Below are 25,557 nucleotides of genomic sequence, written 5' to 3'. Positions count from 1 at the left end.
AGGAAACCTACGATGCGGTGACGTCGCTGGTGAAGGAGCATTCCGGCGCTTACGGCATGGGCATCGATTATGCCGTTACCCACGTCCATGGCGGTGCAGAACGCGTCAAGCACGGCAAGCGCATCGGACCGAACCCCGCCAAGTAAGGCAGATCTGGAATTTTCGGCAGGGTGCGGTGAACCGCCCGCACCCTGCCAGCCGCATCGATCATTTCATAATCGGCAATTCAATCGAAATCAGTGTTGCAATTGTTGGTCGCGATGACGCGCGTTACCTTCCTTCCATCGAAACACGGACGCGGCCGGTAGCAGCAATCGTCCAGGAGCAGACCATGACCGGATTTCCCCTCTTCAATCGCCGCAGCGCCCTGATCCTCGGCGGAACACTCGCGGCCGCCGCCGCATTTCCAACACGGCCGATCATGGCCGCAACGGCCACAGCAACCACCTCGAACATCAATTCCGCAAACGGAGACAAGACAATGAGCACGATCACCACCAAGGACGGCGTAGAGATTTTCTATAAGGACTGGGGTCCGAAGGATGCCCAACCGATCATGTTCCACCATGGCTGGCCGCTGTCTTCGGACGACTGGGACGCCCAGATGCTGTTCTTCCTGTCGAAGGGATACCGGGTTGTTGCCCATGACCGGCGTGGCCATGGCCGCTCTGCCCAGGTGGCGGACGGTCACGACATGGACCATTACGCTGCCGACGCCTTTGCTGTTGTCGAGGCGCTCGACCTGAAGAACGTCGTGCATATCGGTCACTCCACCGGTGGCGGTGAGGTTGCCCGTTATGTGGCCAAGCATGGCGAGCCTGCCGGTCGTGTTGCCAAGGCGATTCTGGTTTCGGCCGTTCCGCCGCTGATGCTGAAGACGCCAGAAAATCCAGAGGGTTTGCCGATCGAGGTGTTTGACGGGTTCCGCTCAGCCCTTGCCGCTAACCGGGCGCAGTTCTTCCGCGACGTTCCGGCCGGTCCTTTCTACGGCTTCAACCGTGATGGTGCGACGGTTCAGGAAGGGGTGATCCAGAACTGGTGGCGTCAGGGTATGATGGGTGGTGCCAAGGCGCATTACGACGGCATCAAGGCCTTCTCCGAGACCGACCAGACAGAAGACCTGAAGTCGATCAGCGTTGCGACCCTGGTGCTGCATGGTGAAGACGACCAGATCGTGCCGATCGTCGCTTCCGCGCACAAGGCGGTCAAGCTTCTGAAAAACGGTACCCTGAAAACCTATCCAGGCTTCTCGCACGGTATGCTCACCGTCAACGCAGACACGCTCAACGAGGATATCCTCGCTTTCATCAAAGCCTAGTCAACACAAAAGGGGGCGGTCGGATCACGGCCGCCCTCTTTTCGCTACGCTATTTTCTGATCTGAAACGTGTGCTCTTCTGCGGGGAAAAGTCCCTCGCGTACCTCGGCCGCATACGTTTCCGCCGCAGTTGAGACAAGTGGGCCAAGATCGGCGAAACGTTTGACGAATTTCGGTTTGAAATCAGCAAACAATCCAAGCATGTCGTCCGAGACAAGAACCTGACCGTCGCAGGTCGGCGAGGCGCCAATACCAATTGTCGGTGCTGACACGCTTGCCGCTATTTCACGGGCAAGGGGCTCCACCGTTCCTTCCACGACGATTGCAAAGGCTCCGGCGCGGTCAACGGCAATGGCGTCGCGCCGGATCTTCTCGGCTTCCTCATCCGTATGTCCGAGGGACCGGAAGCCGCCAGCTGTGTTGACCGATTGTGGCATCAGCCCAACATGACCGAAAACGGGAACGCCGCGTGCAACAAGGAAAGCAATCGTTTCTGCCATCTCCTCGCCGCCCTCGAGTTTTACACCGTCGCAGCCCGTTTCCTGCATCAGGCGTACGGCACTGCGAAACGCCTGTTCCTTTGATTCCTGGTAGCTGCCAAAAGGAAGATCAACGATAACGCAGGCATGCTCAACCCCGCGCATGACGGCTCGGCCATGCGCTACCATCATATCCATCGTGACGCCAACCGTCGTATCCATGCCGTAAAGCACCATGCCAAGGGAATCGCCTACTAGCAAAAGGTCACAATGGGGATCGAGCAGCCGGGTGATCGGTGTCGTATAGGCCGTCAGGCAGACAATACGCGCATTGCCTTTCATCTTTCGGATGGAGGCTGTGGTCAGCCTTTTCTGCTTACCTTGTGCACTCATCAGGCAGCCTTTCCATGGGTGGACTTGTCTACCCCGATTACCCTGTTGTCGAGAAGGCGTGTAGCGCCAATCCGCACGAAGAGTGCAACGAGAACAGGACCAGATTGCAAAGATGTCAGTGGCTGGAGCGTGAAGGGATCGCAGACGGCGACGACTTCGGGTGTCGCCAACGGTTCGTCTGCAATGAAGCGCGTGATCGCAGCTTCGAATGCGATCGGGTCGTCACATCCAGATTGATAAAGTCGCTGGGCTTCATTGAGCGCTCGAGGAACGATAACAGCTGCTCTTCGCTGTTCACTGCTCAGGTAGACATTGCGGGACGAGCAGGCCAGGCCATCGCTCTCACGCACCGTGGGCACGGCAACAACACGAACCGGTTGGGCGAGATCCTCAACCATACGCTTGATCAAGGTCACCTGCTGGTAGTCTTTCTCTCCGAAATAAGCGGCGTCTGGCTGAACCAGATTGAACAGCTTCGTCACCACAGTCGAAACGCCCGCAAAGTGCCCAGGGCGGACGGCTCCTTCCAGTTGGCTGCCAAGTTCGGGAACATCCACCACCGTCTGCATGGGGCGTGGATACATCTCGCTGACGTCGGGCGCGAAGAGAATGTCGACATCGGCAGCCTCGAGCATTGCGCTGTCACGGTCGAGATCGCGAGGGTAACGTGCCAGATCCTCGTTGGCACCAAATTGCAGTGGATTGACGAAGATGGAGACCACCGTCGCGTCGTTTTCCGCCTGGGCATGGGCAACCAGCGTCATATGACCAATATGAAGAAAACCCATCGTCGGAACAAAACCGACTTTTTTACCGTCACGCCGGAGTGCGGCGATATGTTCGCGCAGTTCACCAACGGTTTTAACCAGACGCATGTTTGTCCCTCCCTGTTCCGCCAGCATGTCCCGGCGAAAGGCAGCGGATAGAACGCGATTTGCCGAAGGGCGTCAACGCGTGTGCGGGGATAATATCGATTAAGCAGAAGCCGTCATATCTCGGGTGATTTGAGCCACTGCGGTTTTCTTTTTTCGGCAAAAGCTGACCTGCCTTCGATCGCATCCGCGCTTTTGCTGATGGCGGCGATTGTCCGCTCCGCAAAAGCGAACCGCTCGTCCGTGGCCATGTCGCGCATCTGCGACATGGCCCGTTTGCCTGCAGAAAGCGCCTCCGGTGAATTTTGTCGCAACAGAGTGAGTGCGCCCTCAACAACCCCATCAAGGTCTCTGAGGGAAACGCATTCGTTGATCAGGCCGCATTCCCCGGCTTCGGTCGCGCTGATTGGCTGCCCCAGATAAGCCATCTCCTGAAGTCGCCGAAGGGGTATTCTGTCCAGAAGTTTGGCCGCCACCATCACCGGAAACAGCCCCAAACGCACTTCAGGTAACCCAAATTCCGCGTGGTCGGCTGCGTAGGCGAGGTCGCAGGCGGCAACAATTCCGATACCCCCCGCCAAAACATTACCGCCAATGCGTACGATGACGACCTTGTCGCAGTTTTCTATGGCGCGGATGACGTCTGCAATCGGGTTTGCGCCGGATTGCGAGAGGAACATACCACCCGCATTTTCCTTGAGATCGGCCCCGGAGCAGAAGCTCCGCTCGCCACTGGCTGTTATAACAACGGCGCGCAATGAATTGTCGCCGGATGCCTGATTGATTACTTTCGCCAAAGCCTCGGTCATCGCAACATTCAGGGCATTGTGAACCTGTGGCCGGTTCAACGTCAGCCAGAGAACGTCGCCGCGGTTTTCTACCAGCAATTCATCCGCCATCGGTATCTCCTCGATTACCTGCCGCGAGCAGCGCTTTTCCCGCCTTTGCGGCATTTGTCCGTCCTAGGTTGCGGCTGATCCAGTCCCCGGTTTTTGCGATCGTCATCAGATCGACGCCTGTCTCGATGCCGAGGCCCTGTAGCAGGTAGAGAAGATCTTCAGTCGCGACGTTTCCGCTTGCGCCAGGTGCAAATGGGCAACCACCGAGGCCAGCGACAGAGGCATCAAAGACCGAGATTCCTTCCTCAAGCGATGCCAACACATTCGCCAGTCCCTGACCGTAGGTGTCGTGGAAATGCATCGCGAGTTTGTCGCGCGCAGCGTAGGTCGCCACCCGGTCTATGATCGTTCGGATCTGGCCCGCCGTCCCCACGCCAATCGTGTCGCCGAGCGATATTTCGTTACATCCCATGGCCAGAAGTGCATCGGTCATCGCCACGACATTCTCGGGTGGCACAGCGCCATCATATGGGCAGCCAGCGATGCAGGACACGTAGCCTCGTATTTTGAAGTTCCACTTGTGCGCCGTCTCCACGACTTCACGCAATCGGATCAGGCTTTCAGCGCGAGAGCAGGCGATGTTGTGCTGGCTGAAACCTTCAGACGCGGACACGAAAACAGCAATCTCCTGAACTCCAGCTTCGATCGCCGCCACAAGGCCCTTCATGTTGGCAACAAGCGCCGGGTAGGCGACACCGGGGCGCTGTCTCAGCCCATGATAGACATCACGGCTATCTGCCATTTGGGGAACCAATCTGGGTGAAACGAATGCCCCCGCTTCCACGACGGTCAATCCTGCCGCCGCAAGACGTTCTATCAACTCTATCTTCACAGAGGCTGGGACCAATGCGGGTTCGTTTTGCAGCCCATCACGCGGACCGACCTCGACGATTTTGACTGCGGCTGGCCATCCCATCTCACGTGGCCTCCGGTTCGAAGTCCAACAACACCTTGCCCGCTTCGACCATGTCGCCTTCAGCACAGTTGAATGCGGTTACCCTGCCGTTTGACGGTGCACGAATGGTATGCTCCATCTTCATTGCTTCCATAACGACAAGAGCTTCGCCGGCCTTGACTTTGGCACCCTTCTTTCCAAAAACCGAGCGAACAAGGCCGGGCATCGGTGCCTCCAGCCCACCTGATGGTTGACTGCTGGTCTCGTCGTCGGCCAGTTCGCATTCGCAGACCCGAAAGTGCCTGCCCCTGATGAAGAGATCATGGGTATGATCGCCTGAGAAAAAATAGGCGCTTTCTTGCCGGTCGCCGATCGTAGCTCTTAACAATCCGTCCTCGGTGAGACGGCCGGAGATCATGACCTTCTTCCCACCAATATCCAGAAGCAGAGTGTCGGCACCATGCGTGACGGCTAACATCAACTCCTGTCCATCCACCTTGAAGTGCAGCGTTTGGCGAGCGGGCGCATTCATGCGAAAGGCAGTTGGGACGTTCCATGGGCTGTAAGGATCTGTTTCGTCTGAACCAACGCGCTTGGTGCGGACTAGAAGAAGGCCGAGTGCCGCAGTCGCGAGTTCGGATTGCGTCGGCTCTTCTAGAGAGAAGAGTGCACCTTCATTGCGGGTTATGAAACCAGTATCGAGTTCGGCGTTCTCGAAGGCTTCCAGGCCAATAATTTTCGCAAGGAACGCGGCATTGCTGGTGACGCCTGCGACAGCCAGTCTCTCGAGGGCAAGGCGCATTCGTTTGACGGCGGAGGGACGGTCTGTGTCCCAAACGATCAGTTTGGCGATCATCGGGTCATAATGGACAGAGATGGTGTCGCCTGCCTGGATGCCGCTGTCGATCCGGAGATGAGGGCTTTGATCTGGGAAGATGAGGTGGCTGACCGTACCCGTCGACGGAAGGAATTCATGGCTCGGATCTTCGGCGTAAATGCGGGCCTCGATTGCGTGACCCTTGATCCGTAGTTCAGTCCATTCATCCGGTAACGCCTGTCCATCGGCGACGCGAATTTGCCATTCGACCAGATCAAGGCCGGTGATGAATTCCGTAACCGGATGCTCGACCTGGAGCCGGGTATTCATTTCCATGAAATAGAAATCGCCGGAGCTGTCGAGAAGAAACTCTATCGTGCCAGCGCCGCGGTAATCTATGGCGCGTGCCGCTGCGATGGCAGCAGTGTACATTCGTGTGCGCAGGCTATCAGAAAGACCCGGGGCCGGCGCCTCTTCGATGACTTTCTGATGCCGCCGCTGGATCGAACAATCACGCTCAAACAAAGAAACGCAATTGCCATGTGCGTCGGCGAAAATCTGCACCTCCACGTGCCGCGGTTGGCTCAGATATTTCTCGATCAGCATACGATCGTCGCCGAAGGCGGCGAGCGCTTCACGTTTTGCCCCAGCAAGCTCCGCGGCAAACTCTTTCCGCTTCTTGACGACACGCATACCCTTGCCACCACCACCTGCGGAGGCTTTGATCAATACCGGGTAGCCGATGCCATCAGCTTCTGCTTGGAGGGTTTCGGGGCCCTGTTCGTCTCCGTGGTAGCCCGGAACAACAGGAACACCCGCCGTTGCCATAAGTGCCTTGGCTTCACTTTTACCGCCCATAGCGATTATGGCGGCGGCTGGGGGACCTATGAAGACTAACCCGGCCTCGGTACAAGCCGCCGCGAAGTCGGCATTTTCAGAAAGAAAACCGTAGCCGGGATGAATGGCCTGCGCACCGCTCTTTTGTGCGGCCTCAATGATTTTAGCGCCATCGAGATAGGATGAGCGGGCTGGGGCGGGGCCAATCTCGAAGGCCTCATCGGCCATTGCCACGTGCATGGCATTGCGATCAACCTCGGAGTAGACCGCGACTGTTGTGATGCCCATCTTTCGGGCGGTTCGGATGATCCGGCAGGCGATCTCGCCACGATTGGCAATCAGTATTTTGGAAAACATGACGACCTCACATCCTGAACGTGCCGAAGGAGGTGGGTTCGATCGGCGCATTCAACGCTGCTGAAAGCCCGAGCCCTAAAACCAGGCGTGTGTCTTTCGGGTCGATGATGCCGTCGTCCCAAAGGCGTGCACTGGCGTAATAGGGATGTCCCTCACGTTCGTATTTTTCCCGGATCGGCTGCTTAAACGCGTCTTCGCCCTCTGTTGACCAGTGACGGCCATCTGCTTCGATGCCATCACGGCGCACCTGTGCCAACACTGATGCTGCCTGTTCTCCGCCCATCACCGAAATGCGCGCGTTCGGCCACATCCACAAAAAGCGTGGGGAGTAGGCTCTGCCGCACATCCCGTAGTTCCCAGCGCCGAAAGAGCCGCCTATAATGACTGTGAACTTGGGAACGCGCGCGCAGGCAACGGCGGTGACAAGTTTTGCCCCGTCTTTTGCAATGCCACCAGCTTCGTAGGCGCGGCCGACCATAAACCCGGTGATGTTCTGCAGAAAGACGAGCGGGATGCCGCGCTGGCAGCACAGTTCTATAAAGTGCGCGCCTTTGAGAGCTGATTCAGAAAACAGGATGCCATTATTCGCGATGATGCCGACCGGATAGCCGTGAATATGCGCAAAGCCGCAAACCAGAGTTGTCCCATACAACGCCTTGAATTCATCGAATTCTGAGCCATCCACCAGCCGGGCGATAACTTCGCGAACCTCGAATGGCTTGCGTGTATCGGCCGGAACGATGCCGTAAAGCTCGTCAGGTGGAAATAGTGGCTCGGTTGGAGGTCGGATTTCGAGTTGGTTTTTTTTGCTGCGATTGAGGCCCGCGACGATCTGGCGGGTGATGGCCAGGGCGTGCCTGTCGTCACGCGCGTAGTAGTCCGTAACGCCGGACTGGCGTGAGTGCACATCTGCGCCACCCAATTCTTCAGCGGTGACGACTTCGCCGGTGGCGGCCTTTACCAGAGGTGGTCCCCCGAGGAAAATCGTACCCTGATTTTTGACAATGACGGATTGGTCGCTCATGGCAGGGACATAAGCGCCACCCGCCGTACAACTTCCCATCACGACGGCGATCTGGGCAATTCCCTGTGCCGACATGGTCGCCTGGTTGAAAAAAATCCGGCCAAAATGATCGCGATCCGGAAAGACTTCATCCTGGTTGGGGAGGTTTGCTCCGCCAGAATCCACCAGGTAGATACAGGGAAGCCGGTTTTCGCGGGCAATCTCCTGGGCTCGAAGATGCTTCTTGACCGTCAAGGGATAGTAGGTCCCACCTTTGACCGTCGCGTCATTGGCAACGACCATGCATTCACGACCGGAAATGCGCCCGATGCCGGTGATGATCCCGGCTGCGGGGACGGGCTCATCATAGACGGCGTGCGCGGCAAATTGCGACAACTCCAGAAAGGGGCTACCCGGATCGAGAAGGGCATCGATGCGGTCACGGACCAGAAGTTTGCCGCGCCCCAGGTGTTTCACGCGCGATTTCTCGCCGCCTCCCTGCGATATCTGCTGCACATGGTGTTGCAGGTCTTGGACCAGCGAGGACATGAAGCTGGTGTTGGCGGCAAACGAGGGGTCGCGTAACAGGCTGGATGAAAGCTTCATGGTTCGCCTCACATATTGCCTTTGACAAGTTCACGTCCGATCAGCATCCGCCTGATTTCACTGGTGCCGGCGCCGATTTCGTAAAGCTTCGCATCCCGTAGGAGGCGCCCGGCTGGACTTTCATTGACATAGCCCGCCCCCCCAAGCAGTTGGATGGTGTCGAGTGCGACTTGCGTTGCCCGTTCAGCGGCAAACAGGATGGCGCCTGCCGCATCCTGCCGCGTGATGCGGCCGCTGTCGCAGGCTTTTGCAACGGCATAAACATAGCTCCGCGAGGCGTTCATCGCCGTGTAGATGTCGGCAATTTTTCCCTGCACAAGCTGGAACTCACCGATTGGTTTGCCAAACTGTTGGCGTTCGCGGCTGTAGGGCAGGACCAAGTCAATGGCCGCCTGCATAATGCCGACCGGACCTGCTGCCAGCACTGCCCGCTCGTAGTCGAGACCACTCATCAACACGGTTACACCGTCGTTGAGTTTGCCAAGGACATTGTCTTGCGGCACCTCGCAATCTTCGAAAACCAGTTCCGAAGTTGGAGAGCCGCGCATGCCAAGCTTGTCGAGCTTCTGCGCAGGTCGAAAACCGGGAAACTCCTTCTCTATGAGAAAAGCGGTAATGCCGCGTGGGCCGGCCGACACATCCGTCTTGGCATAGACCACCAGCGTATCAGCCTCATGCCCGTTGGTGATCCACATTTTGGAGCCGTTCAGGATATAATGATCGCCTTTTCGCTCTGCCTTCAGCCGCATCGAAACAACGTCCGACCCGGCTTCCGTTTCGCTCATAGCAAGCGAACCGACATGCTCGCCGGAGATCAGTTTTGGCAGATAACGCTGTTTCTGTTCGTCCCGTCCCCAGCGATGAATCTGGTTGATGCAAAGGTTGGAATGGGCGCCATAGGATAGACCGATCGCAGCGGAAGCGCGGCTGATCTCCTCCATCGCCACGCAATGGGCGAGATAACCCATATTTGCACCGCCATATTCTTCAAAGGCGGTGATGCCGTGCAGCCCTAAGCGGCCCATCTCTGGCCAGAGTTGACGCGGAAACTTATCTTCCCGATCGATCGCGTCGGCATGAGGAGCAATCCTGTCATCGGCAAAAGCCCGGACACTTTCGCGCAGGGCAGCGATTTCCGGCGCAAGGTCGGCATCGAAAATGGCGGCGAGGTTCGAGCTCATCGCGTATGTTCCTCCTCCGGCGGCTCTTCCTCACCGCCCTCTTGTGAACTGCCAGTACCTCCTCCGCACCGGCACTCCCTTTATGCGTCGTCGCCCCCTGTAAATGCAGCCGAGCGGCGCACGAATGTCTTAATGGCAAAATTGGACTGGATACGAGAGACACCGGGAACAGTTGTCAGAAAATCCAGAAGCTGCTGGTAATGTGGCAGATCTCGCACCATCGCATGAATGAGATAGTCGGAACTTCCGCTTGTCTGATAGCCGCCCACGACTTCCGGAATAGAGGCGACATGATGTTCGAAGGTGGTCAGTGCTTCCTTGATCTGCCGTTCGAGTGTCACCGAAATGAAGACGCCCATGTTACCGAGCAGACGGTTCTCGTCGAATACAGCCGTATATCCGCGAATGATGCCCTCTTCTTCCAGCTTTCGAACGCGACGCAAGGTGGGTGTAAAGGAAAGGCCGATGCGCGAGGCCAGATCACGCCAGCTTATACGGCCGTCGTCGCCAAGCACATGCAAAATCTTCTGGTCGAAACTGTCGAGCTCAATCATGGATCATTTGCTCTATGATATCGGGCATTGTTGGATCAAAGATATCGCGAAGTGCAAAACTGTCAATCAAAATAGCTTTGAAATGAATTCGAGATAGTGATAGCGTTCACCATCCGAAGTTGTCAGAACTGTGTGTTCGACAACAATGGATCGGTCGCAGCCTGGAGGAGGTTGCGGTCAAGGTTCGGGCTCTTTCCAGGGAGGTGGAAAGTGACTGTGCATGACCCCGTGGTTATCGTCGGGGCCGCTCGCACTGCGATGGGCGGTTTCCAGGGCGACTTTGGTACGGTTGCGGCTTCAGATCTGGGGGCTGCAGCGATCCGCGCTGCCGTCCAGCGATCAACGCTTTCTTTTTCTGAAATCGACGACGTCGCAATGGGCTGCGTTCTGACCGCTGGTCAGGGACAGGCGCCTGCACGACAGGCAGCGATCGCCGCAGGCATTGCTCATTCCACAAGTGCTGTCACCATCAACAAGATGTGTGGATCAGGGATGCGAGCGACGATGCTGGCGCATGATCAGATCGCGGCCGGAACATCTGACATCGTTGTCGCCGGCGGCATGGAGAGCATGACCAACGCACCTTATCTCCTTGATCGGGCCCGCTCGGGATACCGTCTCGGCCATGGCAAGATGACGGATCACATGTTTCTCGATGGGCTTGAAGACGCGTATGACAAGGGTCGTCTCATGGGAACCTTTGCCGAGGATTGTGCCGAAGCCTATCAGTTCACACGCAGCATGCAGGACGATTATGCTTTGACCTCGCTGGGGCGTGCTCGTCGTGCCATCGCCGACGGCGCTTTCGCAGAAGAGATAGCGGCCGTCTCGAATACCTCAGGCCGGCAGATCGATGTCGATGAACAGCCTGGCAAGGCAAGGCCGGAAAAGATTCCATTGTTGAAACCTGCTTTTCGCGAAGGCGGAACGGTGACGGCCGCTAACTCCAGCTCGATTTCCGATGGTGCAGCGGCGCTGGTCCTTATGCGCCGCTCCGACGCCGACAGGCGCGGCTTGCAGCCGCTGGCGACAATCGCGGGGCACGCAACATTTGCGGATGCTCCGGCGAGATTTCCGACCGCGCCAGTTGGTGCTATCCGGCGGCTTACGGATAGGACCGGTTGGCAATTGGGTGAAATCGATCTGTTTGAGATCAACGAAGCTTTTGCCGTGGTGGCAATGGCCGCCATGCGCGATCTCGATCTGCCGCACGATAAGGTGAATGTGCATGGTGGTGCCTGCGCGCTTGGCCATCCGATTGGGGCGTCCGGGGCAAGGATCATAGTCACGCTGCTTTCCGCATTGAAGCGGCACGCACTGAAGCGCGGCGTTGCTGCCGTCTGCATTGGCGGTGGTGAGGCCACAGCTTTCGCCGTCGAACGTCATTGAGGGCTGATCATGATATTGAACGAAGCCCAGCAGCAGATCAGAGAAATGGCCCGCGATTTTGCCCGAGAACGTCTGGCGCCCGGTGCCAGCTTACGCGATCGGGAGAGCCGTTTTCCGCAGAGTGAATTGAAAGAAATGGGCGACCTCGGTTTCCTTGGCATGCTTGTACCGGAGGCCTACGAGGGATCGGACACCGGTGCCGTCGCCTATGCCTTGGCACTTGAGGAAATTGCCGCCGCTGACGGTGCCTGTTCCACCATTATGAGCGTGCACAACTCTGTTGGCTGCGTGCCGATCCTGAAATTCGGAACGGACGAACAAAAAGAGCGATTTCTGCCGAAACTCGCTTGCGGCGAATGGATAGGCGGCTTCGCTCTGACTGAACCGCAGGCGGGGTCGGACGCTTCCAATCTGAAAACCCGGGCCCGGCGAGACGGCGATCGCTACGTCCTGAACGGTGCGAAACAGTTCATAACCTCGGGAAAGAATGGCAACGTCATCATCGTTTTTGCCGTTACCGATCCCGATGCCGGAAAGAAGGGCATCAGCGCCTTTATCGTGCCAACAGATACGCCAGGCTACGAGGTGGTGAGAGTAGAGGAAAAACTTGGCCTTCACGCGTCAGACACGTGCCAGATCGCCTTTACGGACATGGCCGTCCCCGCCGCACTGCGGCTGGGGGAAGAAGGAGAAGGCTATCGGATCGCGCTTGCCAATCTGGAGGGTGGTCGCATCGGTATTGCTGCTCAGGCCGTCGGTATGGCCCAAGCCGCATTTGAGGCTGCCCGCGATTACGCGCGCGGGCGCTCGGCTTTTGGAACAGCGATTGTTGACCATCAAGCGGTTTCCTTTCGGCTTGCGGATATGGCGACCAATATCGAGGCGGCGCGCCAGCTTGTCCTGCATGCCGCAGCTCTGAAGGAAGCGGGAGAGCCCTGCCTTTCGCAGGCCTCCATGGCGAAGCTTTTTGCGTCCGAGATGGCCGAACGGGTGTGCTCCGACGCCATCCAGATCCACGGCGGTTACGGCTACATGGCGGATTATCCGGTGGAGCGGATTTATCGCGATGTGCGCATCTGCCAGATTTACGAGGGGACAAGCGATATCCAGCGCATGGTGATTGCGCGAAATCTCTAGCAGTTGTTTCGCCGTCTGGAGGAGAGACGGCGGTGGAAAGGAGGAAAAACGCATGACCGAAACCACCCGCCTGAGCCTGCATGTTCCCGAACCGGCAGTTCGTCCGGGCGATCAGCCAGATTTTTCCAATGTGAAACTGCAAAGGGCAGGGGCCGTCCCTCGTCCGGAGGTGGATGCCGCGCCGGAGACCATTCGCGATCTGGCCTATTCGATCATCCGTGTTCTCAATCAAAAGGGAGAGGCGGTTGGCCCCTGGTCGGGTCTCCTTTCAGATGAAGAGTTGCTGACGGGGCTTAAAAACATGATGCGGCTTCGCGCGTTCGACGCACGTATGCTGATGGCGCAACGGCAGGGCAAGACATCCTTCTACATGCAGCATCTCGGCGAAGAGGCGGTGAGTTGCGCGTTCCGCAAGGCGCTGTCCAAAGGCGACATGAATTTCCCGACCTATCGACAGGCCGGTCTTTTGATCGCCGACGACTATCCGCTTCTGACGATGATGAACCAGATTTTCTCCAACGAGCACGACCCGCTTCACGGGCGGCAGTTGCCGGTCCTCTACTCTTCGAAAGAGCACGGCTTTTTTACCGTCTCCGGTAATCTTGCCACGCAATACGTTCAGGCGGTCGGTTGGGCCATGGCTTCCGCAATCAAGGGCGATACGAAGATTGCGGCTGCATGGATTGGAGACGGTTCAACGGCGGAATCGGATTTCCACTCAGCGCTGGTATTTGCCTCTACCTACAAGGCGCCCGTCATTCTCAACATCGTCAATAACCAATGGGCTATCTCCACTTTCCAGGGAATTGCACGTGGTGGTTCGGGGACCTTCGCCGCCCGAGGTCTCGGGTTCGGTATTCCAGCACTTCGGGTGGATGGGAACGACTATCTTGCCGTTTATGCGGTGGCGCGTTGGGCTGCCGAACGTGCGCGTCGCAATCTCGGTCCAACCTTGATCGAGTATGTCACCTACCGGGTCGGAGCACATTCGACGTCCGATGATCCGAGTGCGTATCGGCCCAAGACGGAATCCGAAGTGTGGCCTCTTGGCGACCCGGTTCTCAGGTTGAAAAAACACCTTGTTCTCAGGGATGTCTGGTCCGAGGAGCGGCATCGGCAGGCGGAGGCCGAAATCATGGACGAGGTGATCGACGCGCAGCGCGAGGCAGAAAGCCACGGGACCCTGCATGCCGGTGGCAAACCCCCGACGAAGGACATGTTCGAAGGTGTTTATGCCGAAATGCCACCGCATCTTCGTCGCCAGCGTGAAAAGGCGGGGTACTGATATGACAAGAATGACAATGATCGAAGCCGTCCGGAGCGCTATGGACGTATCAATGGGACGTGACGACAATGTTGTCGTGTTCGGTGAGGACGTCGGCTACTTCGGCGGCGTGTTTCGGGCAACTCAGGGGTTGCAGGCAAAATACGGCAAGACCCGGTGTTTCGATGCACCGATCAGTGAATCCGGTATTGTCGGAACGGCGATCGGTATGGCTGCCTACGGTCTGCGTCCCTGTGTCGAGATACAGTTCGCCGATTACATGTATCCCGCCTACGATCAGATCACCCAGGAGGCTGCACGCATCCGCTACCGCTCTAACGGTGATTTTACCTGCCCGATCGTTTTGCGCATGCCAACCGGTGGCGGCATATTCGGTGGTCAGACGCACAGCCAAAGTCCGGAAGCGCTTTTCACACATGTCTGCGGTCTGAAAGTCGTCGTTCCATCCAACCCGCATGATGCGAAGGGCCTGCTGATATCAGCGATCGAAGATCCTGACCCGGTCATGTTTCTGGAGCCGAAGCGCCTCTACAATGGCCCATTCGATGGGCATCACGACAGGCCTGTAACATCGTGGGCCAAACATGAGCTGGGTGAAGTGCCGGACGAGCACTATACCATTCCCATCGGCAAGGCTGCCGTGAGGCGTGCTGGCGCTGGCGTCACGGTCATTGCCTATGGAACGATGGTGCATGTTGCGTTGGCGGCAGCGCAGGAGACAGGTGTTGATGCCGAGGTGATAGACTTGCGCAGTCTGTTGCCGCTTGATCTCGAAACCATCACGCGCTCGGTCGCCAAGACCGGACGTTGTGTCATGGTCCACGAGGCGACGCTTACGTCCGGTTTCGGCGCGGAAGTCGTGTCATTGGTTCAGGAACATTGTTTCTATCATCTGGAGGCACCGATCGTTCGCGTCGCCGGTTGGGATACGCCTTATCCGCATGCACAGGAGTGGGACTATTTTCCCGGTCCAGCCCGTGTCGGGCGTGCACTTATAGACGTCATGGAGGCCTGAAGGATGACGGAATACGTTCTCACTATGCCCGATGTCGGGGAAGGTGTCGCGGAGGCCGAACTGGTCGAATGGCACGTCAAGCCCGGTGATCCGGTCCATGAAGATATGGTCCTTGCCGCAGTGATGACCGACAAGGCGACAGTCGAAATTCCATCGCCGGTTTCAGGCGTCGTAACCTGGATCGCCGCTGAAATTGGAGACACAGTCGCGGTTAAGGCGCCACTGCTGCGCATAGAGACCGAGGTTAACGCTGCGACGGTCGCAGAGGACGAGCCTGAGGCACAAGATGCCGTACTTGCTCTTGATGAGCCCGCGCAAATGGAAACACCGCCACCCGTTGCCGATATTAAACCCGATGTCCCGCCGGTACTGCAGGACGATCATAAACCGCTCGCCTCTCCCGCTGTCCGCCAACGTGCCGACGATCTCGATCTTGATCTCCATCAGGTCAAGCCGACTGGTCCGGATGGGCATATCACACACGCCGATCTTGATGCGTTCCTTTTGTCGCGCTCCACAACTGAGCAGCGTCTTCGGGCATCGCCCGGCGATAGTGCGGTTGAACAGGTGAGGATGACAGGGTTACGGCGCAAGATTGCCGAGAAGATGGTGCTTTCGGTCTCGCGTATTCCCCATATTACCTATGTCGAGGAAATCGATGTCACTGACGTTGAGGAATTGCGCGCCATCATGAACGGCAAGCGCAGGAGTGGGCAACCGAAACTCACGATCCTGCCTTTTCTGATGCGCGCAATGGTACGGGCGGTTTCTGATCAACCCGGAATGAATGCAACCTTCGATGATGAGGCCGGGGTGATCAATCACTACAGCGCTGTTCACATCGGTATCGCGACACAGACCACGGCTGGTCTCATTGTACCGGTCGTCTGCCATGCAGAAGCGCGCGGGTTGTGGGAATGTGCAGAAGAACTCGGCCGTGTTGCCGAGGCCGCTCGCAACGGCACTGCCAAACGTGAGGAACTGTCCGGCTCGACAATTACCATCAGTTCGCTCGGTGCATTGGGCGGTATCGCCTCTACACCGGTCATCAACCATCCCGAAGTCGCCATCATCGGGGTCAACAAGATTGTCACGCGGCCGGTCTGGGACGGCAGTCAGTTTGTCCCGAGAAAGATGATGAACCTGTCGTCGAGTTTCGATCACCGGGTGGTGGATGGCTGGGATGCCGCAGTCTTCATTCAGAAGATCAAAACCTTGCTGGAAAAACCGGCACTGATCTTCATCGAGGACTGATATCGTCTGCCCGTCATGCCCAGGGACGTCGGATCTGTGAAGGCTGATCCGGCAACGATATGGGCTTGCGTTCATGGTCTTCGAGTATAGAAGAGTGGGAACGGGAAGGCTGCTTCTCACCATGACAAAACGGCGAACGGGCACGCTCCGGCGGCCTTTCTGTTTGTCGCCCGCAGACGATTAACGAAGAAAAGGTCCATTCATGAGCACTCCGAAACCCGTTGTTCTGACCATTCTCGATGGCTGGGGGCTGAGCGAGGATCGGTCGAGCAACGCGCCCGCCCTGGCCAACACCCCAACCATGGACCGGCTGTTTGCGACGTGCCCACATGCGACGCTCACCACTTTTGGACCGAACGTCGGACTGCCGACGGGGCAGATGGGCAATTCCGAAGTTGGTCACACCAATATCGGTGCGGGCCGGGTCGTTGCGATGGATCTCGGTCAAATTGACCTTGCCATTGAGGACGGCAGCTTTTTCAAGAACGCTTCCATTCTGGATTTTGCCTCGAAGGTAAAGTCTGCCGGCGGTGCCGCGCACCTTATGGGCGTTATTTCCGATGGTGGCGTGCATGGCCATATCGTGCATGCTCAGGCGGCCGTCAAACTGTTGGTGGATCTTGGGCTGAAGGTCATTGTCCACGTCATGACAGATGGACGCGATGTTGCCCCTAAATCGGCAGAGGGCTTCGTGCAGACGTTTGTTGACAGCTTGCCCGAGGGGGCCAGCATCGGAAGCGTGATCGGGCGTTATTATGCCATGGACCGCGACAATCGTTGGGAGCGTGTCGAAAAAGCCTACGATGCGATGGTTCTCGCCAAGGGCGAACATGCGCCAGACGCTGTCAGCGCCGTTACGGCAAGCTACAAAAACAACGTGACGGATGAATTCATCCTGCCAACTGTGATCGGTGGGTATGAAGGCTTCAAGGCCGGTGACGGCCTGTTCTGCCTCAATTTCCGCGCGGACCGCGCCCGTGAAATCCTGTCTGCCATCGGTGCCGAAGATTTCGACGGGTTTGCGCGTCAGAAGCCGCAACTTTCTGCGCTGCTGGGCATGGTGGAATACTCCACGAAACACAATGCCTTCATGGCCACGGCCTATCCCAAGCGTGATATTGCCAACACTCTGGGTGCCTGGGTGGCAAGTCACGGATTGCGCCAGTTCCGCCTGGCAGAAACGGAAAAGTATCCGCATGTGACGTTTTTCCTGAATGGCGGAAAGGAAGAGCCGGAAGTGGGCGAAGATCGGTTCATGCCGAAGTCGCCGAAGGTTGCAACCTATGATCTGCAACCGGAAATGAGCGCGCCTGAAGTCACGGAGAAGTTCGTGGAGGCGATCGGCAAGGGTTACGATCTCATCGTCACCAATTACGCTAACCCAGATATGGTTGGGCATACCGGTGACCTGAATGCCGCAATCAAGGCATGCGAAGCAGTAGATCGCGGACTGGCGCAAGTTGTTGCAGCGCTGGAAAAGGTTGGCGGCGCCATGCTGGTGATCGCCGATCACGGCAATTGCGAGACCATGGTCGATCCGGTAACCGGAGGACCGCACACGGCACACACCACCAATCCGGTGCCGGTCATCCTGTTCGGTGGACCGAACGGTGCAACGGTGCGCGACGGTATTCTTGCTGATGTCGCGCCGACGATCCTGCAACTCATGAACCTGCCGCAACCTGCTGAAATGACTGGAAAAAGCCTGATCGAAAAGTGATGGTTATGGCTCGTGAATACCTTTGCGTTCGCGAGCCATTCCTTTTCAGCTTTTGACATCTTCAGTAATACCCATGCGATGATGACGCTATGGCCGGAACATGACTGCCTGAATGTGTGGAGATAATCAGGGGTTTGATTAGGTCGTTCTCATCTTGAGGTTGTCGTAAACCTGGTGCACTCTCGCATCGCCTGAGGACGATAGAAGGAAATCCATTGTCCTTTGGCGATCATTTTCGTCAGGGGGTTGTCGATGATTTCGAAAGCGTTCCGGAGCGTATTCACGTTCGGCTTGGCTGGTTTTTATGCCGTCGCGTCACCGCTAACAGCAGACGCATGCACGCGGTTCGTGTTCCTTGGGCAGGATGACAACATTGTCACCGCCCGATCGATGGACTGGAAATACGATATTGGCAGCAATCTCTACATCCTGCCTCGTGGTATCGAGCGCAACGGAGAAGCAGGTCCGAATTCCCTGAAATGGACTGCCAAATATGGGTCCGTGGTGACGACGGGCTATGATGTTTCAACAACCGACGGTGCAAACGAAGCCGGGCTCGTCGCCAATGTCCTGTGGCTGACTGAATCGGAGTATCCGAAGTTTGAGGCGAGCAGCAAACCCGGCCTGACCATTGCTGCCTGGGCGCAATATGTCCTTGATCGCTTTGCCACGGTCGCGGAAGCCGTCGAGGTTCTGGAGACGCAGCCGTTCACGATAGTCACGGACAATGTGCCGGGGCAGGATCGACTGACGACGCTGCATCTGTCTCTTTCCGATTCAAGTGGCGACAGTGCCATTATCGAATATATCGACGGAAAGCAGGTCATCCATCATGGCCGCCAGTACCAGGTCATGACCAACTCCCCGACTTATGACAAGCAACTCGCGTTAACGTCCTATTGGCAGGACATCGGTGGTACCGTCATGCTGCCTGGTACGAACCGGGCTGCCGATCGTTTCACACGCGCAGCCTTCTATGTGAATGCAATACCGCAAAGCGGTGAGCCGAACCGGTTGCTCGCGAGCGTTTTCGGAGTGATCCGCAACGTCTCGGTTCCGCTTGGTATTTCCTCACCGGACCAGCCGGAGATTTCGTCCACCCGGTGGCGCACCGTCTACGATCACAAGCGCAAGCTCTATTTCTTCGAATCCGCCATGACGCCCAATACATTCTGGGTCGATCTGAAGAAGATCGATTTTTCGAAGGAGACGGGCAAGGTTAAACGGCTCGATCTTGGCACAGATCAGGTCCACACATTTTCCGGTGATGCAACGGCAGATTTCGAGGACGCAAAGCCTTTCCCGTTTCAAGGGCTCTGACAGAATGATAGCGTGGTTGTCGGGCGGTTTCGCCCGTCCGATTCCTAGCGGTTTGGTGGAACGAGAGGGCGTATAAATGGGGAATGGTTTGAAATGGGCTTTGGTGCTTTTGCCGTTGCTGGCAGTCAGCGCCGAGGCGGCTGATCCATCGTTGCCGCAAGAGGTAGCTGGCGTAACCGAAGATAGCAGCCTTCCGCCAGGCTGGGCTTTGCAGATTACCCCGTATCTCTGGGCCGCAGGGCTCAAAGGCGATATCTCCCCATTTCGCCGTGGACCGACAATCTCGGTCGAAAAGTCCTTCTCGGACGTGATGGATCACCTCAATGTCGGAGGTTTCCTTGACGTTTGGGGGCGATATGACCGTCTCGTTTTCTCCGGCGACATGATGTACGTCAACACGACGGACAGCCATGTGATCGGCGCGCTTCCTGTCATTGGGGCGACGCCTGGGTTGAGTGCGGACGTCGATACGGTCCAGTTTTCTGCGACGTTGAAAGGTGGATACCGGGTCTACGATGATCAGGATCTGACGCTCGATGTCCTTGCCGGCATGCGTATCTGGCATATTTCCAACGATGTGACTGTCAATTACGGCACATTTTCACGCAGTTACGGAGAGGATTTCGGCTGGGTCGATCCGGTGATTGGTTTCCGGGCATTTTACAAAGTTACACCGAAATTCTCTGTTCACGCGCAGGCCGACATCGGTGGTTTTGGAGCGGGATCGGATCACACCTGGCAGGCGCTTGCCACGGCAAATTATGCGTTTACCGACCACCTTTCAGTGTCTGCGGGTTATAAAATTCTCGACGTGGACTATGATTCTGATGGCCACGTGTTCGATTCAACGCTCAAAGGCCCCGTTCTCGGCTTGACCTATCGTTTCTGATTTTAGAACCGGAGCTTCCCTCATGTAAATTCCGCAGAACGACCTGTTGGGGAGCTCTGCGGAAGGGGGCTGGCCAGTCATTTCACGAATATCCCGAGATGTCGGCTCGTCGTAGATGCCTTGCGACCGAGAATGATTGCGGCGAGCAAAAGCACACTTTGGGCAACGAGGAACGGCGGTTCGTTACCGTTCGGAGCAAGCTCGTTCAGCGTTTCGACTTTCAAAAATGACTGAACAATCAAAACGAACATATTGAGATATAAGCCTGTCGTCGCCGTGACAGCGTAGATTACTCGTGCCTTGCCGTTGAGCTTGTAAATATAAAGGGCTGCGAGTGCGGCCGCCAGAATGATGGTGGAAATGATGCCTACCCCAAGTGCCGGGGTAAATGTACTGATGGGAAAGAGAAATCCCGTCAGCGTTGTCGCCAGGGTCGTCGCGAGAAAAAGACCGGTCATGCGCGGCATCCACTTTCCGGATGCGTAAGCCGGCAGCGCGATCAGGCCGGAAGCGATGCCGATGAAGCTCAAGGCGACATGCAATAAAGTGAATTGGGAAATTGTCAGTCCGAGGATCATGGCGGTGCCCTCTACTTTACTGCGGTGATGCTGTAGCGGGCGGCCGGATTTGCAAGCGACAGATTGGGTCGCAAAGCCGAACGCGCACTCAGATAGGTTTCAAGGTCGGCGCTGTCTGGCAGCGAGGGAATGGTCAGGACTTCGCCGAGATCGAGACCAACCATGGCAGCATCGACCATGTCGTTGACGTCCATGACCATTGCGGCAGGGATGGTGCTGAGTTTTTCTTCTTCCCAGATTGCTGTGCGTGTAATTCCCGGCAGAACGCCCTGGACGCGGACACCGGAGGGAGCGAGCTGTGCCTGCAGTGCTTCCGTGAAAGCAAGTACAAAAGCTTTCGTCGCTGGATAGACCGCCGTGAATGCGGCCGGCATGAGTGCCGTGACGGAGGTGATGTTGATGATCGTGCCTTTACCACGGGAAGACAAGCGTGGGGCGATCGCTGCTGTGAGACGGGTGACGGCGAGGATATTGAGGTGGATCATGCCAGTGACATAGGACGGGTCGAGTTCGGTTATGTTGCCTTCGCCCGCAATGCCGGCATTGTTGACGAGGCCAGTGATCTGGCTGTCTTCGCGCAGGCGGTTTTCTACCTTTTCGAGACCTTGGGCGTTCGAAAGGTCAGCGGCCAAAACCTCCACCGAGACACCGTGTACCTTCTTGAGTTGCGCAGCCAGCGACTGCAGTTTTTCAGCGCGGCGCGCGACAAGCACCAGATTGTAACCGCGCCCTGCCAGACGATCGGCATAAACGGCGCCGATACCATCCGATGCGCCGGTGACGAGAAATGTTTCCTTGGTCATTTCGAATGTTCCTTTTGAAAGCGGCGGGCTGGCGCCTCAAGGCGCCAGTGCTTTGCCGTTGGTGTTTCAGGCTTTGATGAAGGTGAGCAGATCGGCGTTGAAGCGGTCCTGATGTGTCTGCGTCAAACCGTGGTCGGCGCCTTCGTAGACCTTCAGGACAGCGTGCTTGACGATCTTGACCGTCGAGTGTGCCGACGCCCCGATCGGGACGATCTGATCGTCATCCCCGTGCAAGACCAGCGTCGGCTTGTCGAAAGCCTTCAGATCCTGATGAAAGTCGCTCTCGGAAAAGGCCCGGATGCTGTCGAGTTGACCCTTGAGGCCGCCCATCATGCCCTGGCGCCAGAATTCTTCGCGAATACCTTCGGAGATGACCGCGCCGTCACGGTTGTAACCGTAGAAGGGTATTGTCAGATCCTTGAAGAACTGGCTGCGATTGTCGTAGGTGCCTTTGCGGATGCCGTCGAAGACGTCGATCGGCAAACCTCCGGGATTGCTTTCCGTTTTCAGCATCAGCGGCGGTACAGCGCCGATCAGGCCGATCTTGGCGACACGCGCTGTTCCATGGCGTCCAATGTAGCGGGTCACTTCGCCGCCACCAGTTGAGTGGCCGACCAGAATAATGTCGTGCAGGTCAAGCTGTTCGATCAGTTCAGCAAGGTCATCAGCATACTGGTCCATGTTGTTGTTATCCCATACCTGATCGGAGCGACCGTGGCTGCGACGATCATGGGCAATGGTGCGGAAGCCGTGATTGGCGAAGAACACCATCTGCGCGTCCCAGGCATCGGCGCTGAGTGGCCAGCCGTGCGAGAAGATGATCGGCCGAGCATCCTTGGAGCCCCAGTCTTTGTAGTAGATGTGCGTGCCGTCTTTGGTGGTGATCGTGCTCATTTCTCTCTCTCCTTTGGTTCAGGGAGCTTGCTTGCGTCCCGTGGGAATAGAGATACTCTGGAGCCAGCGAGCGCAGGATTGGCGCTTCTGACAGAAGACGAGCCAAAACTGACAAAAAGGGGAAAACAGAGATGGCAGGAGCTTCAGGGAGTGCTTTGGAGGTGGGCCTTGTTCTCTACCGGGGCTGTCAGATTGCCATGGTGCACGGCATAACCGACCTTTTTGCCATCGCGTCACTATTTTCCAAGGATCGTGGCGGACCGGAGTTACGTGTCAGCCATTGGAGCATGGAAGAGAACGGTAGTTTTTGCCGCTGTTACGACACCAGTCCTGATGCGGCTGGACATCCGGACATACTGGTGGTGCCAGGCAGGCTGACGGGGCCCGCCGAAGTCGAAGAAGCTGCGCCTTACGCTCGCTGGCTGCTCGACCGTCACGCACAGGGCACGACGTTGGCCGCGAGTTGTGGAGGATCGTTCATTCTCGCGGCGACAGGCCTGCTGGCCGGTCGCCCAGCCACAACACATTGGCTGTTTGCGGAGCGTTTTCGCGAACGTTTTCCGGACGTCCGCGTCGAGATCGACAAGATCGTCATCGAGGATGGTGACATCATCACGGCTGGCGGGTTGATGGCATGGACCGATCTTGGTTTGCGCATCGTGGACCGGCTTCTGGGGCCATCGGTAATGATCGAAACCGGAAAATTTCTGCTGATCGATCCGTCAGGCCGCGAGCAGCGACACTACAGCAGCTTCGCGCCACGCCTGACGCATGGCGATGAGTCTATCCTGAAAGTGCAACATTGGCTTCAGGCGCGTGCCGGGCGTGCAACAAGCGTGTCCGATATGGCAGATCAGGCCGGGCTCGAGGAGCGGACCTTCCTGCGGCGTTTCAAGTCTGCAACTGGGATGAAGCCGATCGAATATGTTCAACATCTCCGCGTCGGCAAGGCCCGCGAACTGCTGGAATTCACCAAGCGATCGGTCGATCAGATCGCGTGGTCCGTCGGCTATGAGGACGCGGCCGCATTTCGGCGCGTGTTCCATCGCATTCTCGGTCTTTCGCCTGGAGAATATCGCAGCCGGTTTTCGAGCAACTCTGTCATGGCTGCAGCCTGACAGTGTCATCGCCGGCCAGTTTCTTCCACTGGCCGGTTTTTTGCTTCGTCTCAGTTCTTCGCCATCATGTCCGGAACGATCGACACGATTTCCGGGAACAGCGCGATCAGCAGTACGAATGCGCACATGATGAAAAAGAACGGCATGGTGGCGCGGGTGATGCGAGCCATGCTGTCTCCGGTGAGGCGTTGTATGACGGTCAGATTGAACCCGACAGGCGGAGAAACCTGTGCCATCTCCACAACGATAACGATAAAGATACCGAACCAGACTTTGCTGTAGCCTGCGGCCATAACCAGAGGCAGGGTAATCGGCAGCGTCATGACAATGCAGCCGAGACCTTCCATGACCGTTCCGAGGATGATGTAGAAGATCAGCAGGACGAGGATGAGCATGAAAGGCGACAGCCCCCAGCTTTCAATCGTACCCGCAATATAACGTGGCATGCCAAGGTAACCGATAACGGTCGAGAGGAACATGGCTCCTACCATGATGAGGCCGATCATGGCGCAGGAGTCAGCAGCCTGCTTTGCAGCTTGCATCAGGTTTTTGAACGTCAACGTCTTCTGCAGAGCACCGATGATGATTGCTCCACCCACACCGACAGCTGCAGCTTCGGTTGGCGAGGCTATACCGCCATACATGGAGCCTACCACGCCGATGATAAGCAGCAACAGCGGTCCTAGGTCCTTCAATGCGATAAGCTTTTGCAGGAATGTCGTGGGTGGAAGCGCTTCTCCGACAAGCGCAGGGTTCATCAACGCCCTGATGCCGATATAGCCCATGTAGGAAGCGGCCATCAGGAGACCTGGAAGAATACCGGCCATGAAAAGCTTGAGGATCGATTCCTCAGCCATGACCCCATAGATAATCATGATCGTTGATGGCGGAATGAGAAAGCCGAGGGTTCCGGCTCCCGCGAGGCTACCGGTGATAAGGTCGCGGTTATAGCCGCGTGAGATCAACTCCTTGGCCGTGATGCGCCCAACCGTTGCCGTCGTGGCGGCAGAAGAACCGCAGACAGACGCAAAAAGTGTGCAGCCAAGCACCGTGATGTGTGCGAGGCGTCCGGGTACATGGCGTAGCCAAGGGGCAAGGCCGGAAAAGAGCGCTTCGGAGATCTTCGTACGGAACAGAATTTCCGCCATGAAGATGAACAGTGGTAGTGCCAACATTTCCGGCGAAACAAGTGTGTTCCACGCCTGCTGGGCGAGAAGCTTGAACAAAGGCAGGGTCGGGCGAAATAGTGCTGCGAGGGCAGCCCCCGTACCGACAAGGCCAAGTCCGATCCAGACGCCGGTTCCCAGAATGAGTGTCATCAGGCCGAGCAGGCTGAAGGTAATTTTTCCCATGGTTCATTCCAGTCCTGGGCCGGTTGAAAGGGTCTCACCGCGGAGAAGCCGCAACAATTGGGCCAGCATTTGCAAGTTCATGATGATCGCGCCGGCTGCCAGGGCGACCTGCGGATAAACAAGCGGAATGCGAATGACGGACGAGGAGGTCGAGCCGCGCTGAAAGGAAAGGAAAGCCATGTCGGTGAGCGCGATGGATAGGGCAACGCAGATAGCGAGACCGACGAGGCAGGCAACGACGTCCAGCCAGCGCGCACCGGACGAAGACAGCATCTCGCCGATTGCTGTTACGCGGACGTGGGAGCCGGATTTCAGAGCGCTTGCACCAGCAAGAAGGAAGCTGGCCGCCATCAGATAGGCTGCAACATCCCAAGCGAAGGGTAGTGAATAGCCAACACCGTTCCTGAGAAATATCTCGCAGGCGATGAGAGTGAAGATACCAAGCAGCGAGATGGCGGCGAGTGTGTTGCCAACCTCGGTCAGGCGATCGATCGGGTCAATGATGGCATTGAATGCAGGATTGGGTGGTCTGTGCATGATGCTTCTCCAGAATGCGCAGAATGGGGCGAGCAGCCGGCGGACCGGCTACCCCT

Annotated in this window: 23 protein-coding genes and 1 pseudogene; 11 read left to right on the top strand and 13 right to left on the bottom strand. The window is 57.1% G+C overall.

The features are described 5' to 3' along the window. Positions 1-146: pseudogene (locus HWX89_RS24510) on the top strand (hydrolase); the annotation flags it as partial. A gap of 185 nt (positions 147-331) precedes the next feature. Then, positions 332-1,318 carry an alpha/beta fold hydrolase gene (locus HWX89_RS24505; protein ID WP_178340917.1) on the top strand — a complete coding sequence of 329 codons (987 nt, stop codon included), beginning with the start codon at positions 332-334 and terminating at the stop codon, positions 1,316-1,318. 49 nt (positions 1,319-1,367) lie between these two features. Here the strand turns inward: HWX89_RS24505 and panB are convergent, their stop codons facing one another. The 8 genes from panB to HWX89_RS24465 all read right to left on the bottom strand — a co-directional run bounded on the left by panB (position 1,368) and on the right by HWX89_RS24465 (position 10,210). Then, positions 1,368-2,189 carry a 3-methyl-2-oxobutanoate hydroxymethyltransferase gene (gene panB / locus HWX89_RS24500; RefSeq protein ID WP_138792916.1) on the bottom strand — a complete coding sequence of 274 codons (822 nt, stop codon included), beginning with the start codon at positions 2,187-2,189 and terminating at the stop codon, positions 1,368-1,370. Beyond that, positions 2,189-3,064 (bottom strand): pantoate--beta-alanine ligase, encoded by an 876-nt coding sequence (panC, locus tag HWX89_RS24495; RefSeq protein WP_138792915.1) that lies wholly within the window; start codon positions 3,062-3,064, stop codon positions 2,189-2,191. Before panC ends, panB begins: the two co-directional genes overlap by 1 nt. Before the next feature lie 113 nt (positions 3,065-3,177). Then, positions 3,178-3,960: an enoyl-CoA hydratase-related protein gene (locus tag HWX89_RS24490; RefSeq protein ID WP_138792914.1), complete on the bottom strand. Its 783-nt coding sequence runs from the start codon at positions 3,958-3,960 to the stop codon at positions 3,178-3,180. Further along, positions 3,950-4,876: a hydroxymethylglutaryl-CoA lyase gene (locus HWX89_RS24485; protein WP_138792913.1), complete on the bottom strand. Its 927-nt coding sequence runs from the start codon at positions 4,874-4,876 to the stop codon at positions 3,950-3,952. The genes HWX89_RS24490 and HWX89_RS24485 overlap by 11 nt, the downstream gene beginning before the upstream one ends. Before the next feature lies 1 nt (position 4,877). Then, on the bottom strand, positions 4,878-6,866 hold the full coding sequence (locus HWX89_RS24480) for an acetyl/propionyl/methylcrotonyl-CoA carboxylase subunit alpha (RefSeq protein WP_138792912.1): 1,989 nt from the start codon (positions 6,864-6,866) through the stop codon (positions 4,878-4,880). A 7-nt stretch (positions 6,867-6,873) separates the two neighbouring features. Further along, positions 6,874-8,475, bottom strand: a complete 1,602-nt coding sequence (locus tag HWX89_RS24475) for a carboxyl transferase domain-containing protein (protein ID WP_138792911.1) — start codon at positions 8,473-8,475, stop codon at positions 6,874-6,876. 8 nt (positions 8,476-8,483) lie between these two features. Continuing rightward, on the bottom strand, positions 8,484-9,656 hold the full coding sequence (locus HWX89_RS24470; protein ID WP_138792910.1) for an isovaleryl-CoA dehydrogenase: 1,173 nt from the start codon (positions 9,654-9,656) through the stop codon (positions 8,484-8,486). Between the two features lie 80 nt (positions 9,657-9,736). After that, a complete protein-coding gene (locus HWX89_RS24465) occupies positions 9,737-10,210 on the bottom strand; it encodes an Lrp/AsnC family transcriptional regulator (RefSeq protein ID WP_138792909.1) in 474 nt (157 codons plus the stop codon). A 210-nt stretch (positions 10,211-10,420) separates the two neighbouring features. Between HWX89_RS24465 and HWX89_RS24460 the strand changes: the two genes are divergently transcribed. The 8 genes from HWX89_RS24460 (at position 10,421) to HWX89_RS24425 (ending at position 20,219) form a co-directional block, all read left to right on the top strand. Next, positions 10,421-11,599, top strand: a complete 1,179-nt coding sequence (locus tag HWX89_RS24460) for an acetyl-CoA C-acyltransferase (RefSeq protein ID WP_138792908.1) — start codon at positions 10,421-10,423, stop codon at positions 11,597-11,599. Positions 11,600-11,608: 9 nt separating this feature from the next. After that, the gene (locus HWX89_RS24455) at positions 11,609-12,736 is read left to right on the top strand and encodes an acyl-CoA dehydrogenase family protein (RefSeq protein WP_138792907.1); all 1,128 of its coding nucleotides are present in this window, start codon (positions 11,609-11,611) and stop codon (positions 12,734-12,736) included. A 52-nt stretch (positions 12,737-12,788) separates the two neighbouring features. Further along, entirely contained in the window at positions 12,789-14,021 is a 1,233-nt protein-coding gene (locus HWX89_RS24450) for a 3-methyl-2-oxobutanoate dehydrogenase (2-methylpropanoyl-transferring) subunit alpha (protein ID WP_138792906.1), read from the top strand. Between the two features lies 1 nt (position 14,022). Beyond that, positions 14,023-15,036: an alpha-ketoacid dehydrogenase subunit beta gene (locus HWX89_RS24445; protein WP_138792905.1), complete on the top strand. Its 1,014-nt coding sequence runs from the start codon at positions 14,023-14,025 to the stop codon at positions 15,034-15,036. Positions 15,037-15,039: 3 nt separating this feature from the next. Next, positions 15,040-16,290 (top strand): dihydrolipoamide acetyltransferase family protein, encoded by a 1,251-nt coding sequence (locus tag HWX89_RS24440; RefSeq protein ID WP_138792904.1) that lies wholly within the window; start codon positions 15,040-15,042, stop codon positions 16,288-16,290. Positions 16,291-16,492: 202 nt separating this feature from the next. Continuing rightward, complete coding sequence (gene gpmI, locus HWX89_RS24435; RefSeq protein ID WP_138792903.1) at positions 16,493-18,010, top strand: 2,3-bisphosphoglycerate-independent phosphoglycerate mutase; 1,518 nt, start codon at positions 16,493-16,495, stop codon at positions 18,008-18,010. 252 nt (positions 18,011-18,262) lie between these two features. After that, positions 18,263-19,330: a linear amide C-N hydrolase gene (locus HWX89_RS24430; RefSeq protein ID WP_138792902.1), complete on the top strand. Its 1,068-nt coding sequence runs from the start codon at positions 18,263-18,265 to the stop codon at positions 19,328-19,330. Between the two features lie 76 nt (positions 19,331-19,406). Beyond that, a complete protein-coding gene (locus HWX89_RS24425; protein WP_246705269.1) occupies positions 19,407-20,219 on the top strand; it encodes a DUF481 domain-containing protein in 813 nt (270 codons plus the stop codon). 77 nt (positions 20,220-20,296) lie between these two features. Here the strand turns inward: HWX89_RS24425 and HWX89_RS24420 are convergent, their stop codons facing one another. From HWX89_RS24420 to HWX89_RS24410, 3 genes are all read right to left on the bottom strand, one after another. Next, complete coding sequence (locus HWX89_RS24420) at positions 20,297-20,797, bottom strand: hypothetical protein (protein ID WP_138792901.1); 501 nt, start codon at positions 20,795-20,797, stop codon at positions 20,297-20,299. An 11-nt stretch (positions 20,798-20,808) separates the two neighbouring features. Continuing rightward, entirely contained in the window at positions 20,809-21,600 is a 792-nt protein-coding gene (locus HWX89_RS24415) for an SDR family NAD(P)-dependent oxidoreductase (protein ID WP_138792900.1), read from the bottom strand. Between the two features lie 66 nt (positions 21,601-21,666). Further along, positions 21,667-22,494 carry an alpha/beta fold hydrolase gene (locus HWX89_RS24410; protein ID WP_138792899.1) on the bottom strand — a complete coding sequence of 276 codons (828 nt, stop codon included), beginning with the start codon at positions 22,492-22,494 and terminating at the stop codon, positions 21,667-21,669. A gap of 131 nt (positions 22,495-22,625) precedes the next feature. On the opposite strand from HWX89_RS24410, the gene HWX89_RS24405 reads away from it, so the two are divergent. Then, positions 22,626-23,612 (top strand): GlxA family transcriptional regulator, encoded by a 987-nt coding sequence (locus tag HWX89_RS24405; protein ID WP_138792898.1) that lies wholly within the window; start codon positions 22,626-22,628, stop codon positions 23,610-23,612. Between the two features lie 50 nt (positions 23,613-23,662). Here HWX89_RS24405 and HWX89_RS24400 read toward each other — a convergent pair whose 3' ends face one another. Both HWX89_RS24400 and HWX89_RS24395 read right to left on the bottom strand, forming a co-directional pair. After that, on the bottom strand, positions 23,663-24,964 hold the full coding sequence (locus HWX89_RS24400; RefSeq protein WP_138792897.1) for a TRAP transporter large permease: 1,302 nt from the start codon (positions 24,962-24,964) through the stop codon (positions 23,663-23,665). Between the two features lie 3 nt (positions 24,965-24,967). After that, on the bottom strand, positions 24,968-25,501 hold the full coding sequence (locus HWX89_RS24395) for a TRAP transporter small permease subunit (protein WP_138792896.1): 534 nt from the start codon (positions 25,499-25,501) through the stop codon (positions 24,968-24,970). Positions 25,502-25,557 lie beyond the last annotated feature (56 nt).

The sequence above is a fragment of the Rhizobium sp. RM genome (assembly GCF_013390595.1).
Lineage (GTDB): Bacteria > Pseudomonadota > Alphaproteobacteria > Rhizobiales > Rhizobiaceae > Agrobacterium.
The sequence above is the reverse complement of the archived record's forward strand: the minus strand, read 5'-3'. Positions and strand labels throughout refer to the sequence as shown.

Bases quoted from the DNA above. Each gene is read 5' to 3' on its own strand.
- HWX89_RS24430 (WP_138792902.1), top strand. From the start codon at position 18,263: ATGATTTCGAAAGCGTTCCGGAGCGTATTCACGTTCGGCTTGGCTGGT.
- HWX89_RS24425 (WP_246705269.1), top strand. From the start codon at position 19,407: ATGGGGAATGGTTTGAAATGGGCTTTGGTGCTTTTGCCGTTGCTGGCA.
- HWX89_RS24475 (WP_138792911.1), bottom strand. From the start codon at position 8,475: ATGAAGCTTTCATCCAGCCTGTTACGCGACCCCTCGTTTGCCGCCAAC.
- HWX89_RS24445 (WP_138792905.1), top strand. From the start codon at position 14,023: ATGACAAGAATGACAATGATCGAAGCCGTCCGGAGCGCTATGGACGTA.
- HWX89_RS24465 (WP_138792909.1), bottom strand. From the start codon at position 10,210: ATGATTGAGCTCGACAGTTTCGACCAGAAGATTTTGCATGTGCTTGGC.
- panB (WP_138792916.1), bottom strand. From the start codon at position 2,189: ATGAGTGCACAAGGTAAGCAGAAAAGGCTGACCACAGCCTCCATCCGA.
- HWX89_RS24480 (WP_138792912.1), bottom strand. From the start codon at position 6,866: ATGTTTTCCAAAATACTGATTGCCAATCGTGGCGAGATCGCCTGCCGG.
- HWX89_RS24470 (WP_138792910.1), bottom strand. From the start codon at position 9,656: ATGAGCTCGAACCTCGCCGCCATTTTCGATGCCGACCTTGCGCCGGAA.
- HWX89_RS24490 (WP_138792914.1), bottom strand. From the start codon at position 3,960: ATGGCGGATGAATTGCTGGTAGAAAACCGCGGCGACGTTCTCTGGCTG.
- HWX89_RS24505 (WP_178340917.1), top strand. From the start codon at position 332: ATGACCGGATTTCCCCTCTTCAATCGCCGCAGCGCCCTGATCCTCGGC.
- HWX89_RS24410 (WP_138792899.1), bottom strand. From the start codon at position 22,494: ATGAGCACGATCACCACCAAAGACGGCACGCACATCTACTACAAAGAC.
- HWX89_RS24405 (WP_138792898.1), top strand. From the start codon at position 22,626: ATGGCAGGAGCTTCAGGGAGTGCTTTGGAGGTGGGCCTTGTTCTCTAC.
- HWX89_RS24485 (WP_138792913.1), bottom strand. From the start codon at position 4,876: ATGGGATGGCCAGCCGCAGTCAAAATCGTCGAGGTCGGTCCGCGTGAT.
- HWX89_RS24450 (WP_138792906.1), top strand. From the start codon at position 12,789: ATGACCGAAACCACCCGCCTGAGCCTGCATGTTCCCGAACCGGCAGTT.
- HWX89_RS24420 (WP_138792901.1), bottom strand. From the start codon at position 20,797: ATGATCCTCGGACTGACAATTTCCCAATTCACTTTATTGCATGTCGCC.
- HWX89_RS24415 (WP_138792900.1), bottom strand. From the start codon at position 21,600: ATGACCAAGGAAACATTTCTCGTCACCGGCGCATCGGATGGTATCGGC.
- HWX89_RS24395 (WP_138792896.1), bottom strand. From the start codon at position 25,501: ATGCACAGACCACCCAATCCTGCATTCAATGCCATCATTGACCCGATC.
- HWX89_RS24455 (WP_138792907.1), top strand. From the start codon at position 11,609: ATGATATTGAACGAAGCCCAGCAGCAGATCAGAGAAATGGCCCGCGAT.
- HWX89_RS24440 (WP_138792904.1), top strand. From the start codon at position 15,040: ATGACGGAATACGTTCTCACTATGCCCGATGTCGGGGAAGGTGTCGCG.
- gpmI (WP_138792903.1), top strand. From the start codon at position 16,493: ATGAGCACTCCGAAACCCGTTGTTCTGACCATTCTCGATGGCTGGGGG.
- panC (WP_138792915.1), bottom strand. From the start codon at position 3,064: ATGCGTCTGGTTAAAACCGTTGGTGAACTGCGCGAACATATCGCCGCA.
- HWX89_RS24400 (WP_138792897.1), bottom strand. From the start codon at position 24,964: ATGGGAAAAATTACCTTCAGCCTGCTCGGCCTGATGACACTCATTCTG.